We start from the raw sequence: 14,871 nt of genomic DNA on the forward strand, positions 1-14,871 counted from the left end.
ACGTCCCCTTCAGGTCGCCGGCCGTTCTCTGGCGGGACCGCCCGCGGCCGGGCTCAAGGCGCCATGAACCCGATCCTCATCAAGCTCTTCGCGACGGCCCTGACGCTGAGCCAGGCGACGACGCGGCCGGACGCGATCCGCACCCAGTTCGACCCCGCCCGGGACGGCCCGGAGGTGGTGCGGCTGCTGCGCGACGGCTGCGCCCACATGCGCAAGGCGTTCGACATCGAGGACATCAACCTCGACGAGCTGATCGCCACCGCGATGGAGGACCCGAAGGCCGTCGCGGGCGACGCCAAGATCCTGCACGGCCTCGACTTCGGCGAGCTGGTGACGAGCTACAAGCAGTTCTGCAAGGGCGAGAACCCGCCGAACTCGCCCTTCGAGGCCCGGGCCGTCATCGAGTTCTACAACAAGGCCGCGGCCGACCTGCCGGAGGCGGGCGCGCTCAAGACCCTGGCGCTGCCGGGCGTGAGCACGATCCTGGACGGGCGCGGCGCCCGCTTCGCCGAGACCTCCGAGCCGAACGGCCGGCGGGTCACCGTCCCGATCGCGCAGGTGCCGGCGCTGGTCCGCAAGGCCTTCATCGCCGCCGAGGACAAGCGCTTCGAGAGCCACAAGGGCATCGACGAGCGCGGCGTCATCCGCGCCTTCATCGGCAACCTCGCCTCGCCGGGCCGCCCGGCCGGCGGCTCGACCATCACCCAGCAGGTGGTCAAGAACCTGTCGGTGGGCGACGACGTCACCTACGAGCGCAAGATCCGCGAGATGATCGTCGCCGCCCGCGCCGAGCAGGTGATGACGAAGTCCGAGATCCTCGGCCTCTACCTCAACGGCATCTATCTCGGCCGGGGCGCCTACGGCATCGAGATGGCGGCGCGCAGCTACTTCGGCAAGTCGGTGGGCGACCTCACGGTGCCGGAGGCGGCGCTGCTCGCCGGCATGCCCAAGGGGCCGAACTACTACAGCCCCGACCGCTACCCCGAGCGCGCCCGCGAGCGGCGGGCCTACGTCCTCTCGCGCATGAAGGAGGAGGGCGTCATCACGGAGGCCGAGACGAATGCGGCGCTCCAGAGCGGTCTCGGCCTCGTGCCCCTGGAGCGCACGCGCCAGGAGGCGGGCTTCCACTTCGTCGACCATCTCGGGCGCGAGGCGCGCACGCTGGCGGGGCTCGATTCGCTCACGGCCGGCTCCTACACGGTGCGCACGACGCTGAATGCCGGCCTGCAGACGGCCACCGAGACGATCCTGCAGGACGGGCTCGCGCGCTACGAGGCCGCGACGGGCCGCGCCCGCTTCGAGGGGCCGGAACTCAATCTCGCCGAGGCGGTGAAGCGGATCGAGGCCGCAGGCCCCGCCCCGGCGGCGCCCGAGCCGGCCCCCGCTCAGACGGCGCCGGCCCAGCCGGCCCCGTCGGCCTCCCCAGGCCGCAAGGCCGGCACCCCCAAGGCGACGCCCGCCGCACGGCCCGCCGGCCCCAAACCCGCCTGGCAGCGGGCGCTGGAGACCGCCCGCGCGCCCCTCTACGACGTGCACTGGCCGCTCGCGGTGGTGCTGGAGACCGGCCAGAAGGGCACGCGCGTCGGCCTCGCGGACGGGCGCGTGGCGAGCCTGAACGCGGCCCAGGCCCGCGGCCGGCTCGCGCCCTACGACGTGGTGCGGGTGTCGCTGCGGGAGGGCAAGGGCGGGGTGCGGGCGGACCTGCGCGTGCGCCCCCAGGTGCAGGGCGCCGCCCTGGTGCTGGAGAACCGCACCGGCCGCATCCTGGCGATGGCGGGCGGCTTCTCCTACCCGCTGAGCCAGCTCAACCGCACGACGCAGAGCGTGCGCCAGCCCGGCTCGACCCTCAAGCCCCTCACCTATCTGGCGGCCCTCTCGGGCGGGCTGCAGCCCAACACCCTGGTGATGGATGCGGCCGTCACCCTGCCGCCGATCGGCGGCGTCGGCCAGTCGTGGTCGCCCAAGAACTACGACGGCGGCGGCGCGGGGGCGATCACCCTGCGCCGGGGCCTGGAGCATTCGAAGAACCTCGTCACCGCGCAGCTCCTGCGCGGCGGCATCGCGGAGCGGCCCGAGCAGAGCCTCAAGCGGGTCTGCGACCTTGCCCTCGAAGCCCAGCTCTACGCCGAGTGCGAGCGCTACTACCCCTTCGTCCTCGGCGCCCAGCCGGTGCGGATGATCGACCTCGCGGCCTTCTACGCGGCGATCGCCAACGAGGGCGAGCGCCCCTCGCCCTACGCCCTGGAGGCGGTGTCGCAGGGCGAGCGGACCCTCTACCGGCATGCCGGGCGGGGCCCCGTGCGGATCGGCTCGGCCGACCGCGTCGCCTTCTACCAGCTCAAGAGCCTGCTCCAGGGCGTCACCCAGCGCGGCACCGCGGCGGCGCTCGGCCGCTTCTCCCCCTACGTGGCCGGCAAGACCGGCACCTCCGAGGACGAGAACGACGCGTGGTTCGTGGGCTTCACCAACGAGATCACCATCGCGGTCTGGATCGGCTACGACAACGCGGACGGGCGGCGGCGCACGCTGGGGCGCGGCCAGACCGGCGGGTCCCTCGCGGTGCCGCTGTTCGGGCAGATCCTCCAGGCCGCCTGGGCGAACGGCGTGCCCAAGAGCCCCCTGGCCCCGCCGAGCCCGGAGGCCAAGCGCCTCATCGCCGACGCGCCGATCGACCTGCGCTCGGGCCAGCGCATGGCCGGCGGCGGGTTCATGGAGCATTTCCGGCTCCAGCCGGACGGGCGCCTCGCCGACACGCAGTACCGCCTCGTGCCGCAGGAATCGCTCTACGCCATGCGCCCGGACGCGGAGCAGGACGGCGATGCGATCGTGGACGGAGGGCGGCCGGAGGACGACCGCTACGATCCGTTCGGCGATCTCGGGCGGCAGCTCTTCGGCGACGGCCAGCCCCCCCTGCGCCGCGCCCAGCCGGTGCCGGCGCCCGAGCCGCTCTGGCCCGGCCGCGGCGCGGCCCGCTCGCCCTTCGGCGACGACGAGGAGGGGGTGCGCCGCCCCCGCCGCCGCGATCCCGACTACTTCTTCGGCGAGGATCCGACCTATTGAGGCCCGCCTCCCGGCGAGGCCCGTCTTGACACCAGTCTTGGCACCCGTCTTGGCACCAGCCGGATCCCCGACCTTGCACCACATCCCGACGGCTTCCCTCCGCCTGCTCGCGCCGCTCCTCTGCCTCCTGGCGGGACCGGCGCTCGCCCAGTACCGCACCAAGGACGTCCCGAGCGTGGCGGCCCTCGATGCCGGGGCGATCGCGCCCGGCACGATCGCCTTCACGGACCACCGCGACAACCCGGCCAACCCGGAGAGCGGCCTCGTGCCCTTCGCGGAATGGAGCCGCACGCGCCCGGCCGAGAAGGCCGCGCTCACGCCCCATCCGGCCTATGTCGAGCCCGACTACCCGGTGACGGCGAACGGCGTGACCAAGAACCGCCACGAGACCCTCAAGGTCTACGTGGCGGAGGCCCGGTTCGTGGTGCCGCGCGCGCCCGAGCGCATCGACCTGAAGCGCTTCGCCTCCTTCGCCTTCCTCGGCCGCATGGACCCGGCGATCAAGCACAAGGCCCTGAGCCCCTCGGAGGCGACCCCGACCAAGGACCCGGCCGCCGCCTTCGCGCGCCGGCCCGACCGGCCCTGGTGCGCGGCGCCCGACACGCTCTGCATCGAGTCGCGCTACGACCTCGAAGGCAAGCTGCCGCTCGGCGTGAAGCTCGCCAACAAGCTGGAGGAAGGGGGCAAGAAGATTGCCGAGTTCGTCTCGTTCCAGAGCGAACTCCGGGTGCTGCCCCCCGAGGAGGCGGGCAGGCTCGCGGCGCTGACGCGGATCGAGGCGCCGGTGGCGGGCGCGCTCGAACAGAACATCTTCTGGGTCAACCAGATCCTGCGCTTCGGCAAGTTCCTGGCGGTGCTGCAGCCGGCCGCGAACGATCCCGGCAAGACGGTGGTGACCGCCACCATGGCGCTCGGCATCAAGGCGGACGTGCTCGACCGCAAGAAGGAGTACGAGCGCGTGCCGGTGCTGCGCAACCTGCTGCCCGCGCAGGTGCTGATGGGTAATTCCTCGTTCAACACCGGCACCTCGATCAGCGCCGGCCTGCCGACCTACGCCCGCAACCGCATCGCGGCCTTCGCGGACGCACTGGCCAAGGAGTAGCGGCCCCGGCGGGGCCCGCGCGGGATCAGTTGCCCCGGTTGGCGATGCTCGGCACGGACGGCTGCGTGAACATGCGGTTCACGTCGGGCCGGCGCTGCGTGCCGTTGGTGTCGGTCGAGCGCACGTAGTTCTGGGAGTTGAAGGTCTCGCTGAAGGCGGTGCGCTCGCTCTCCAGGCTGGTGCAGGCGGAGAGAAGGGCGGCGAGCGTGCCGGCGGCGGCGAGGGCGGACAGCTTCATCGGTCGGATCCTGGTGCTCGGGAAGGGACGGTCCTCGCGGCGGATCGGGGCGCGGTCAAGGCGAGGGCCGAGGCCTGGGGGCGATTGCGTGCGCCTGTGCCCGCCGCGCCGCGTGTGCGGGGATTCCGGTGGAGAGGCGCGACTCCCGGCTGGTGCGGCTCGGCGGTTTGCGCGATGCTTCGACTCGATGAGCAACGTCGTCCCCCTGCGCGCGCGCCGCGCGCCCGAGACCACCGCCCGCGAGGCCGCCGCGGTCGTCTCAGACCTCGTGGCCATCGCCGAGCAGCTGCACGACGTCGGGGCGCGCACGGCCGCGCTCGGCCGGCCGCAGGCCGAGACCGAACGCTCGGTGCAGATGCTGCTCGACGCCGTGACCGCTGTGGAGCGCGCGCTCGACGCGATCACCGACGGCGGCGACTACACGCCGTTCTGAGAGCGGCCGCGATCCGGAATCGGAGCCTGACCCTGCGCCCATGATCCGGCGCGGTCTCCCCTCTCCCGTGCGGGAGAGGGGGTTCCGATCTGTCCCTCACGCGTCGCGGTCGAGCACGTCCTTGCTGGCGACCGTGGTGTCCGCATTGAGGTGGTAGACGAGCGGGACGCCGGTCGCGAGTTCGAGGCCGGGGATCGTCTCGGTGGTGAGGCCGTCGAGCACCATCACGAGGGCGCGCAGCGAGTTGCCGTGGGCGGCCACCAGCACCCGCTCGCCGCGCAGCACGCGCGGCATGATCTCGCGCATGGTGTAGGGCAGCACGCGGGCCACCGTGTCCTTCAGGCTCTCGCCGCCGGGCGGCGGCACGTCGTAGGAGCGGCGCCAGAGGTGGACCTGCTCCTTGCCCCAGCGCGCCCGGGCATCGTCCTTGTTGAGGCCGGCGAGGTCGCCGTAGTCGCGCTCGTTCAGCGCCGCATCCGCGATGGTGGGCAGGTCGGACTGGCCGAGTTCCTCGAGGATCAGGGCGGCGGTGCGCTGCGCGCGGCTCAGCGCCGAGGTGAAGGCGACGTCGAAGCGGATGCCCTTGGCCTTCAGCCGCCGCCCCGCCGCCCGCGCTTCCGCGACGCCGAGTTCGGTGAGGCCAGGGTCGCGCCAGCCGGTGAACAGGTTCTTGAGGTTCCACTCGCTCTGGCCGTGCCGTGCGAGGACGAGGAGGCGCTCCATAATCTGCCGTGTCGCTCCGTGAATGAGAGGGGTCAGAGCCCCAGGACGTCGTTCATGCCGTAGAGGCCGGGGGGCTGGCCCTGCGCCCAGAGCGCGGCCCTGACGGCGCCGCGGGCGAAGATTCCGCGGTCCTCGGCCCGGTGGCCGAGTTCGATGCGCTCGCCGGGGCCGGCGAAGATCACGCTGTGGTCGCCGACCACGCTGCCCCCGCGCAGGGTGGCGAAGCCGATGCTGCCGGGCGCGCGCGCGCCGGTATGGCCGTCGCGCACCGCCACCTTGCGCTCGGCCAGCGCCACCGCGCGGCCCTCGGCCGCCGCCTCGCCGAGGAGCAGCGCGGTGCCGGAGGGCGCGTCCACCTTGTGGCGGTGGTGCATCTCCAGGATCTCGATGTCGAAATCCTCGCCCAGCGTCGCCGCGACCTTGCGCACGAGGCCGGCCAGCAGGTTGACCCCGAGCGACATGTTGCCCGAGCGCACGATGCGCGCGTGGCGCGCCGCCGCCGCGAGCTTGGCCAGATCCTCCGGCCGCAGGCCGGTGGTGCCCACCACATGGACGATGCGCGCCTGGGCGGCGAGTTCGGCATAGGCCACGGTGGCGGCCGGCGCCGTGAAGTCGAGGACCCCGTCGGCCTCCGCGAAGACCCGCAGGGGATCGTCGGTCACGGCGACGCCGAGCGGCGCCAGCCCCGCCAGGCTTCCGGCATCCTGGCCGACCGCCTCCGCCCCCTCGCGCTCGACCGCGCCCGCGAGCGTGCAGCCCTCGGTCCCGGCCACCGCCTGGATCAGCATCCGGCCCATGCGCCCGGAGGCGCCCACCACCACGAGACGCATCGCGTCCTCAACGCTCGTCAAGCCCGGCCGCCGCGGGCCGCGCGTGCGTGGTACAGGCCGGAACCGCGCCTGCCAAGGCGGCGCCTGCGATCGAGGCGCCTCTCGACCACGAAGGCCGTCCAGGCTCAGCGGCCGCGCGCCGCCAGCAGGGGGCCGAGCACGTCCGTCACGCCCGTGAGGGTGATCTGGGTGCCGACGCAGAGGAGCAGGAAGGCCGAGAGCCGCCCCAGCACCCGCGCCCGGGCGTGGCCGATGCGCTCCACCACCCGGTCGGCGGAGGCGTAGGCGACCCGCACCGCGAGCGCGATGGCCAGCGCCGCGGCGGAGGCGCCCGCGAGAAAGCCCCAGTGGCCCGGCCCGCTCTCGGGCCGGGCCGCGCCGAGCGCGATGGCGACCGAGATGGTGCCGGGGCCGGTGGTGAAGGGGAGCGTCAGGGGAAAGAACGCGATCTCGTCGAGGGAGCCCGCCACCTCCTGGCCCCGGGCCGGCTCGGCCTGCGCGGCCTTGCGCGCCTCGCGCTCCTCCGGCACCGCCAGGAGCCGCCATGCCTGGGCCGCCACGACCAAGCCGCCCGCGATGCGCAGCGCCGCGAGCGTGATGCCGAAGAAGGCGAGCAGCGCCGCGCCGGCCCAGAGGGAGACCAGCATCACGACCGAGGCGTAGAGCCCGATGCGCCGGGCGAGCAGCGCCCGTTCGGCATGCGTGCGCCGGCCCGTGACCTCCGCGAAGATCAGCGCGCCGCCGAGCGGATTGACGATCGAGAACAGGGCCGGCAGGGCGAGGAGGAAGCTCTGGAGCGCGGCTTCGAGACCGGGAAGGGGCGTCACGGGCCTCACACCCCGCCCGGGACGGGGGCCGGGGAGGGCACCAGCACCGGCGTGGCCAGCCGCGCGGCGCGGCGGGCCTGCACGGTGACGGGGCGGTGGAGCTGCTTGATCGCGTCCACCACGTGCAGCCCCGCGAAGGGCAGCGACAGGCCCGTGCCGACCCGCTCCCACGCGCTCGCCGTACGCAGCGTCAGCCAGCTCTCGACCGGCGGCACGTAGAGCGTCTCGGCCCAGCCCTCGGGGGAGAACAGCGTCTCGCGCATCAGGCGGCCGAGCTGCGAGCGGCTGTAGGGCTGGCCGTGGCCGAAGGGCGTGGCGTCCCGGCGCGCCCACAGGCCGCGGCGGTTGGGCACCACCAGCACCAGCCGCCCGCCCGGGGTGAGGATGCGCCAGACCTCCTGCAGCAGGTCGGCCGGGCTCTCCACCGCCTCGATGGCGTGGACGAGGATCACCCGGTCCACCGCCGCCTCGGGCAGGGGCATCATGGTCGGGTCGACGAGAGCCGAGGCCGAGCGCCCGGCGGCGGGCCAGTTCACCACCCCCTGCGTGGCCGGCATGAAGGCCAGCGTCCGCTCCGCCGCGTGCCGCACCGGGCCGAGATAGGGCACCGCGTAGCCGAGCCCCAGCACCCGCAGGCCCGCGACGGAGCCGAGAAAGCGGTGCAGGTTGCGGCCGACGAGGCGCTGCGTCACCGCGCCGAGGGGGCCGTTGTAGAAGGCGCGCAGGTCTGTGACGTCGACGCTCATAAGCACGGACAATCGGGCACGGAGCACTCGCGCGACGCCGCACCGAGCGCCGGACGATCCGACCTCCCGCGCCGCGCCGCTGGACGGGTCATCAATGGGTGCTGTCGGCCCGCGCGGCAAGGCGGGGGGCGGGAACAAGCGTCCGGCTCCCCGGAATTCCCGGCGCGGCGCCAAGGTCGTCGGCATCACGGTCGTCGGCACCGAGCGTTGCCGTTGGGCAGGGATGCGGCCGGCCTCCGCCCGCCCTACCTTCTGCCCGACGACGCTGCCCGGGAGACGCCCATGCCTGAGATCCGCACCTTCCTGTGCCGGAGCGACAACATCGGCGTGCTGCTGCACGACCCGGCGAGCGGCGCCTGCGCGGCGATCGACGTGCCGGAGGCCGGGCCGGTGCTGCGCGCCCTCGACGAGACCGGCTGGCGCCTCACCGACATCCTCGTCACCCACCGCCACTTCGACCATGTCGAGGGCATCCCCGAGGTGAAGGCCCGCACGGGCGCCCGGGTGACGGCCCCCGAGAAGGCCGGCGACGCGGTGCCGGAGGTGGATGTCCGGGTGGGTGAGGGCGACACCGTCACGGTGGGCGGCCTCGCGGCGGCGGTCTGGGAGACGCCCGGCCACTGCGCCGATCACGTCACCTACTGGTTCGAGCGCGAACGCCTCGTCTTCGCGGGCGACACCCTGTTCACCCTCGGCTGCGGCCGGGTCATGGAGAGCCCGCCCGAGGTGCTGTGGCGCTCGCTCAGCCGCTTCCTGCCGCTGCCGGACGAGACCGCGATCTATTCGGGCCACGACTACGTGCTGTCGAACGCCCGCTTCGCGCTCGCGGCCGAGCCCGGCAACGGCAACCTCAAGGCCCGGGCCGACCTCGCCGAGCGGGTGAAGCGCGACGGGCGCTTCCTGATCCCGACGACGCTGGGCGAGGAGAAGGCGACGAACCCCTTCCTGCGCGCCACCGAGCCGGCGCTGGCCCGCGCCGTGAACCTCGCGCCCGGCTCCGATCCGGCCGCGGTGTTCACGGCCCTGCGCGAGTGGAAGAACCGGTTCTGATGCGAGAGGACTGATGCGAGTGGACTGGCGCCCGCGCCCGCTCCCCGGCGCCGACGGGCTGATCCTCTACGACGGGGTGTGCGTGCTCTGCTCGGCCTTCGTGCGCTTCGTGGTGGTGCGCGACCGGGCCGGGCGCTGGCGCTTCGTGCCGGTGCAGTCGCCCTACGGGCGCGCGCTGGCCGCCCGGCTCGGCATCGATCCGGAGCGCCCCCAGACGGTCGCGGTCCTGCGCGAGGGGATGGCCTACTTCAAGCTCGATGCCGCCGCCGCGGTGCTGCGCGACTGGCCGGCCTGGGCCTGGACGCGGATCCTGACGCGCCTGCCGCGGCCGCTCGCCGAACGGCTCTACGACCTGATCGCCCGCAACCGCTACCGGCTGTTCGGCCGCACGGCCTGCGCGGTGCCTCCGCCGCAGCTCGCCGGCCGCGTGCTCACCGACGCCCCGTGATGCCGGCGCCGCGCATCCTCGTGGTCGGGGGCGCGGGCGCCTTCGGCCGGCGCCTCGTCGAGGGCCTCGCCGCCACGACGGCCTGCACGGTGGTGATCGCCGGGCGCGACCTCGCGCGGGCGAGGGAGGCGGCCGAGACCGTGGCCCGGACGCATCCCGGCCGGCGCATCGAGGCCGTGCGGCTCGACGCGGTGCGGGCCGACGCGGAGGCGCTGCGGGCGCTCAGGCTTGCCGGGATCGTCGATGCCGCCGGTCCCTACCAGGCGCTGGCGCGCGGCGGCGACCCGTATGCGCTCGCCCGCGCGGCGATCGCGGCCGGGCTGCCCTACGCCGATCTGGCCGATGCGCGCGACTTCGTGGCCGGGTTCGCGGCCCTCGATGCCGCCGCGCGGGCGGCCGGCGTGTCGGCGCTGACCGGCGCCAGCACCACGCCCGCCCTCTCGAACGCCGTGCTCGACCGCCTCACCGCCGGCTGGCGGCGCGTGGACGCGATCGAGATCGCGATGGTCCCCGGCAACCGCGCGCCCCGCGGCCTCTCGGTGATGCGTTCGATCCTCTCCTACGTGGGCCGTCCGGTGCGGGTCTGGCGCGACGGCGCCTGGGCGACCCGGCCCGGCTGGGGGCTGCCCGGGCGCGTCACGATCCCGGGGCTGGGCCGGCGCCTCGCCTCGCTCTGCGAGACGCCCGACCTCGACATCCTGCCCGCGCGCTTTCCCACCGTGCGCACCGCCGACTTCCGCGCCGGGCTGGAACTCGAAGCGCTGCATCTCGGCCTCTGGCTCGCAAGCCTGCCGGTGCGGCTGCGGCTCCTGCCCTCGCTCCTGCCCCTCGCGCGGCCGTTCCTGCGGATGGCGGGCCTCGTCGACAGGCTCGGGTCCGACCGCGGCGGCATGGTGGTGCGGGCCTGCGGTGCGGACGAGGCCGGCCGGCCCGCCGCGGCGACCTGGACGCTCCTGGCGGAGGGGGGCGACGGCCCGTTCGTGCCGACGCTGCCGGCGCTCGCGCTGGTGCGCCGCTGGCTCGCCGGCCCGCCGCTGCCGCCCGGCGCGGGGCCCTGCGTCGGCCTGCTCGACCTCGCGGCGATCGAAGCCGAGATGGCGCGCCACCGCATCCGCACGGCGGTCACCCGCGAGCCGTCCCTCTTCGCCCGCGTGCTCGGCCCGGCCTTCGCCGACCTGCCCGAGCCCCTGCGGGCGGTGCATGGCGCGGCCGGCGCCCTGACGCTGCGCGGACGCGCCACCGTGACGCGCGGGACGAACCCGCTCGCCCGCCTCGCCGCGGGGCTGGTGGGCTTCCCGGCGGCGGGCGAGGACGTGCCGGTCGCCGTCACCATCGCGCCGGACCGCGACGGCGAGGTCTGGACCCGCCGCTTCGGCGACCGCCGCTTCCGCAGCCGCCTGCGCGCTGCCGGTCCCGCCCGGGTCTACGAGCGCTTCGGTCTCCTCGAATTCCGCCTCGCCGTGCCGGCCGGCCGCGACGGCCTGGGCCTCGTCGTCGAGGGCTGGCGCCTCGGGCCGCTCCCCTTGCCCCGCGCGCTCGCGCCGGCCTCCGCGGCGCGCGAATCCGTCGATCCGGCGGGCCGCTTCCGCTTCGACGTGCCGGTGCACCTGCCGCTCGCCGGCCTCGTGGTTCACTATCGCGGCTGGCTTGTGCCCGAGGCGGCGCCGGCCGCGCGCCTGGAGGAGCCCGTCCCGTGACCAGCCCGAGCCTCACCGCCGCCGAGGTGATCCGTCTCCTCGGCCTCCAGCCCCACCCGGAGGGCGGGCACTACCGCGAGACCTTCCGCGATCCGCACGAGATCGACGGGCGCGCCGCCTCGACGGCGATCTACTACCTGCTCGACCTCGGCGAGACCTCGGAATGGCACCGGGTCGACGCGGCCGAGATCTGGCTCTGGCACGCGGGAGCGCCCCTGGTGCTGACCGTGAGCCCGAACGGCCACGACGCGCACGCCCAGCATCTCGGCCCCGATCTCGCGCGGGGCCAGCGGCCGCAGATCGTGGTCCCGGCCCGCCACTGGCAGACCGCCACCAGCCTCGGGGCCTGGACTCTGGTGAGCTGCACCGTGGCGCCGGGCTTCCGGTTCGAGGGTTTCGAGATGGCCCCGCCGAACTGGCGGCCGATGCCGCGGGAGTAGGATGCGCCCGCGGCGGGCTTCAGCCACGCGGGCCCCGGCGAGGAGATCCCGTGCGGATCGTCGATCCCCTACCCCTCTTCCGCCCGGGAGAGAGGCTCGCGCGGAGCGGGCGAAGATCCGTCCTCCTGCATCCCGGCCGCGCCGGCCGCCGCATCCGTCTCCACCAGCCTGACCCCGTGCGCCGTGCACAGGTCGCGCAGCGGGGCGGAGGGCAGGGCGTCGGTGACGAAGGCGTCGAGTTCGCCGAGATGGCAGACGCGGATCGGGGCCGAGCGCTCCAGCTTGAGCTTGTCCGCCACCAGGATCACCCGCCGGGCATTCTCGATGATGGCACGGGCGACGCGCACCTCGCGGTAGTCGAAGTCGAGCAGCGTGCCGTCCTCGTCGATCGCCGAGACCCCGATCACCGCGTAGTCGACCTTGAACTGGTTGATGAAGTCGACCGCCGCCGAGCCGATCACCGCGCCGTCCGTGCGCCGCACCGGCCCGCCGGCCAGGATCAGGTTCATCCGGGGGTTCCGGTAGAGCAGGGTCGCGACGTTGAGGTTGTTGGTGATGACGAGGAGGTCCTCGTGGTCGCCGAGCGCGCGGGCCACCTCCTCGGTGGTGGTGCCGATGTTGATGAACAGCGAGGCGCTGTGCGGGATCAGCCGCGCGGCCGCGAGGCCGATCGCCCGCTTCTCCGCGTGGGCGACGAGGCGGCGCGCCTCGTAGGCGACGTTCTCGACCCCGCTCGACACCACGGCACCGCCGTGGATCCGCGACAGCAGGCGGCTGTCGCACAGTTCGTTGAGGTCCTTGCGGATGGTCTGGGGCGACACCTCGAACCGGGCCGCCAGGTCCTCGACGCTGACGCGTCCCTGCTGACGGGCGAGCGCCAGGATGTCCTGTTGGCGCGGGCTGATGTGTTCGCTCACGAGAAGGCGCCCCCGTCCGCCGGTCTTGGCCGCCATTCTCCCGGGAAACGCCGGGGGGTGCAACGCGCCGCCGGGGGAACCATTCCGGCCGTTCGCTGTTCGGAAGGACCTTTGACCTGACGCGAGGTGACCTGATGCGGCCCGTCCGCGCCCTGCTCCTGACCGGGACGATCCTGCCTGCCCTGCTGCTTCAGCCTCTGCCCGGCGGAGATGCCGCCGCGGAGCCGGCCGTGGGCCGCATCGACCTCGCGCAGGCCGGCGGTGTCGAGCGCGGCGGGCCGCCGGAGCGCGGTGGCGGCCCCGAGCGGGGCGGCCCCGACCGGGGCGCCCCCGAGCGCGGGGGACCCGGCGGGCGCGGTCCCGGCGCCGAGCGGCCGGAGCCGCGCGAGCGCGCCCCCGAGCGGGGCGGTCCCGAGCGGGGCGAGCGGCCGGAGCCACGGGAGCGTCCCGAGCCGCGCGAACGGGCGGCGCCGCCGGCCGAGCGGGCCGCGCCTCGCCCCGAGCCCCGCGACCGTCCGGCCGAACGGCCCGAGCCGCGCGAGCGCGCACCGGAGCGCGCCGCCCCGGCCGAGCGCGGCGAGAGGCCGGAGCCGCGGGAGCGGCCCGCGCCGCGCCCGGAGCGTGGCGAGCGGCCCGAGCGCGACGAGCGTCCCGCCCCCCGCCAGGAGCCCGCCGCCCCGCGTCAGCCCGAGCGACCGACTCCGCCGCGCGACGGCGCGCGCGACCGCGACGGTCTGGGCTCCCGTGAGGAGCGGACCCGCGACGAGCGCCGCGGCCCCGACGCACCGGCGCAGCGTGCGCCCGAGGCGCCACGCCAGCCCGCGGCGCCGGCCGAGCCCGCGCGTCCCGCCCCCGACCGGCCGACGCCGCCCGTGCCCCCGGCCCAGACCGAGCCCGGCCGCCCGGCCGCTCCGCCCGGCGCGACCCCGAGCGGGCGCTCCGGTCCGGCGCCGGACCGCGTGCAGCCCGGTGCGCCGATAGGCCCGCAGGACCGCGACCCGCGCGATCTGGATCGCCGCGACGGCGAGCGGAGGGAGCTGGATCGGCGCGACCGTGACCCGGATCGCCGGGGTTCGGACGGCCGCGATCTGGATCGGCGCGATCTCGATCGCCGGGACCTCGACCGGCAGGGTTCGGATCGCCGGGATCTCGATCGCCGCGACGACCGCCGCGACGTCGTGCCCGGCGGCTACCGCCGCGACGAGCCCGACTACATCCCGGGCGGCTACCGCCGGGGCGATGCGGATGTGCGCAGCTACGAGGACGTGCGCCGCGCCCGCCGTGAATACAACGAGGGCGGCCGGCTCTACATCCGCGAGCCCGGCCGGGTGATCGTGCGCGAGGGCGACCGCACCTACATCCGCCACGACGAGACGGAGCGGTTCCGCGAGCTCGACCGCAGCGCCCGCATCGAGCGGCGGGGGGCCGATACGGTCACGATCATCGACCGGCCCGGCGGCGTCCAGATCGTCACCGTGGTGGACGAGGACGGCCGCCTGCTGCGCCGCAGCCGCCGCGCCCGCGACGGGCGCGAGGTCGTGCTGATCGACAACACCTACGAGGGCCGCCCGCGCGGCTATTCCCGCGACGTCGTGGTGCTGCCGCCGCCCGACATCCGCATCCCCCGCGAGCGCTACGTGGTGGAGGCCGACCGCGCCGACGAGGGCCTGATCTACGAGGCGCTGACCGCCCCGCCGGTGGCGCCCGTGGAGCGCCGCTACACCCTCGACGAGGTGCGCTACAGCCCGACCCTGCGCGCGCGCATGCGCAGCGTCGATCTCGACACCATCACGTTCGACACCGGCTCCTGGCTGATCTCCTCCGACCAGGCGAAGCGCCTCTCGGTCATCGCCGAGGCCATCGCCAAGGCGGTCCAGCGCAACCCGCAGGAGGTCTTTCTGATCGAGGGCCACACCGACGCCGTGGGCTCCGACGTCGACAACCTGTCGCTCTCGGACCGCCGGGCGCAGGAGGTGGCCGCGGTGCTCACCCGCGACTTCCGGGTGCCGCCCGAGAACCTGACCACGCAGGGCTACGGCGAGCAGTCCCTGAAGGTGAGCACGCAGGAGCCCTCCCGCGAGAACCGCCGCGTCACCGTGCGGCGCATCACCCCGCTGATCCAGCAGGAGGCGGAGCGGCGCTGAGCCCCGCCGCGCGACGCGGTTACCCGCCCGGGCGCCCGGCTCCGTCCCAACGGAGGCCCACACGGACGACGCGGGGCCCCTGCCTCCGTCGAAACGGGCGTGGGAGGCCGTGCGCCGGATCCTGCAGCCCTGCGCCCCGCGCAGGGCGCCTCCCGGCCGGACCGGTTGACCCACCGCCACGCCTGCGTCACGCCGGACCCTCGGCGGCGGGGAGGG

General features: G+C 74.9%; 14 protein-coding genes. 8 read left to right on the forward strand and 6 right to left on the reverse strand.

The window, feature by feature from the left end; genetic code table 11:
* The first annotated feature begins 63 nt into the window (after positions 1–63).
* Together MFF61_RS02305 and MFF61_RS02310 are read left to right on the forward strand one after the other, a co-directional pair.
* On the forward strand, positions 64–3,060 hold the full coding sequence (locus MFF61_RS02305; protein ID WP_238233496.1) for a penicillin-binding protein 1A: 2,997 nt from the start codon (positions 64–66) through the stop codon (positions 3,058–3,060).
* An 82-nt stretch (positions 3,061–3,142) separates the two neighbouring features.
* Complete coding sequence (locus MFF61_RS02310) at positions 3,143–4,162, forward strand: hypothetical protein (RefSeq protein WP_373324554.1); 1,020 nt, start codon at positions 3,143–3,145, stop codon at positions 4,160–4,162.
* Between the two features lie 25 nt (positions 4,163–4,187).
* Here the strand turns inward: MFF61_RS02310 and MFF61_RS02315 are convergent, their stop codons facing one another.
* Positions 4,188–4,400 carry a hypothetical protein gene (locus tag MFF61_RS02315; RefSeq protein WP_238233497.1) on the reverse strand — a complete coding sequence of 71 codons (213 nt, stop codon included), beginning with the start codon at positions 4,398–4,400 and terminating at the stop codon, positions 4,188–4,190.
* Positions 4,401–4,587: 187 nt separating this feature from the next.
* Between MFF61_RS02315 and MFF61_RS02320 the strand changes: the two genes are divergently transcribed.
* Positions 4,588–4,833 carry a hypothetical protein gene (locus MFF61_RS02320; protein WP_238233498.1) on the forward strand — a complete coding sequence of 82 codons (246 nt, stop codon included), beginning with the start codon at positions 4,588–4,590 and terminating at the stop codon, positions 4,831–4,833.
* A 96-nt stretch (positions 4,834–4,929) separates the two neighbouring features.
* Here MFF61_RS02320 and MFF61_RS02325 read toward each other — a convergent pair whose 3' ends face one another.
* The 4 genes from MFF61_RS02325 to MFF61_RS02340 form a co-directional block, all read right to left on the reverse strand.
* Complete coding sequence (locus MFF61_RS02325) at positions 4,930–5,556, reverse strand: 2,3-bisphosphoglycerate-dependent phosphoglycerate mutase (RefSeq protein ID WP_238233499.1); 627 nt, start codon at positions 5,554–5,556, stop codon at positions 4,930–4,932.
* Positions 5,557–5,588: 32 nt separating this feature from the next.
* A complete protein-coding gene (dapB, locus tag MFF61_RS02330; RefSeq protein WP_238233557.1) occupies positions 5,589–6,386 on the reverse strand; it encodes a 4-hydroxy-tetrahydrodipicolinate reductase in 798 nt (265 codons plus the stop codon).
* Between the two features lie 125 nt (positions 6,387–6,511).
* Positions 6,512–7,213 carry a MarC family protein gene (locus tag MFF61_RS02335; RefSeq protein ID WP_238233500.1) on the reverse strand — a complete coding sequence of 234 codons (702 nt, stop codon included), beginning with the start codon at positions 7,211–7,213 and terminating at the stop codon, positions 6,512–6,514.
* Positions 7,214–7,218: 5 nt separating this feature from the next.
* Positions 7,219–7,959, reverse strand: coding sequence for a class I SAM-dependent methyltransferase (locus MFF61_RS02340; RefSeq protein ID WP_238233501.1), 741 nt, complete (start codon positions 7,957–7,959; stop codon positions 7,219–7,221).
* 282 nt (positions 7,960–8,241) lie between these two features.
* On the opposite strand from MFF61_RS02340, the gene gloB reads away from it, so the two are divergent.
* From gloB to MFF61_RS02360, 4 genes are read left to right on the forward strand one after another with little or no spacing between them, the layout of a single operon-like run.
* Positions 8,242–9,009, forward strand: a complete 768-nt coding sequence (gloB, locus tag MFF61_RS02345; RefSeq protein ID WP_238233502.1) for a hydroxyacylglutathione hydrolase — start codon at positions 8,242–8,244, stop codon at positions 9,007–9,009.
* Between the two features lie 13 nt (positions 9,010–9,022).
* Positions 9,023–9,457: a thiol-disulfide oxidoreductase DCC family protein gene (locus MFF61_RS02350; RefSeq protein WP_238233503.1), complete on the forward strand. Its 435-nt coding sequence runs from the start codon at positions 9,023–9,025 to the stop codon at positions 9,455–9,457.
* Positions 9,457–11,154 carry a saccharopine dehydrogenase family protein gene (locus tag MFF61_RS02355; RefSeq protein WP_238233504.1) on the forward strand — a complete coding sequence of 566 codons (1,698 nt, stop codon included), beginning with the start codon at positions 9,457–9,459 and terminating at the stop codon, positions 11,152–11,154. Before MFF61_RS02350 ends, MFF61_RS02355 begins: the two co-directional genes overlap by 1 nt.
* The gene (locus tag MFF61_RS02360) at positions 11,151–11,594 is read left to right on the forward strand and encodes a cupin domain-containing protein (protein ID WP_238233505.1); all 444 of its coding nucleotides are present in this window, start codon (positions 11,151–11,153) and stop codon (positions 11,592–11,594) included. Before MFF61_RS02355 ends, MFF61_RS02360 begins: the two co-directional genes overlap by 4 nt.
* A 68-nt stretch (positions 11,595–11,662) precedes the next feature.
* Here the strand turns inward: MFF61_RS02360 and MFF61_RS02365 are convergent, their stop codons facing one another.
* Entirely contained in the window at positions 11,663–12,511 is an 849-nt protein-coding gene (locus MFF61_RS02365; protein ID WP_238233506.1) for a DeoR/GlpR family DNA-binding transcription regulator, read from the reverse strand.
* Between the two features lie 134 nt (positions 12,512–12,645).
* Here MFF61_RS02365 and MFF61_RS02370 point away from each other — a divergent pair, with 134 nt between their 5' ends.
* Positions 12,646–14,655 (forward strand): OmpA family protein, encoded by a 2,010-nt coding sequence (locus tag MFF61_RS02370; protein WP_238233507.1) that lies wholly within the window; start codon positions 12,646–12,648, stop codon positions 14,653–14,655.
* Positions 14,656–14,871: the final 216 nt, after the last annotated feature.

This window comes from Methylobacterium isbiliense, assembly GCF_022179325.1.
GTDB classification, from domain to species: domain Bacteria; phylum Pseudomonadota; class Alphaproteobacteria; order Rhizobiales; family Beijerinckiaceae; genus Methylobacterium; species Methylobacterium isbiliense.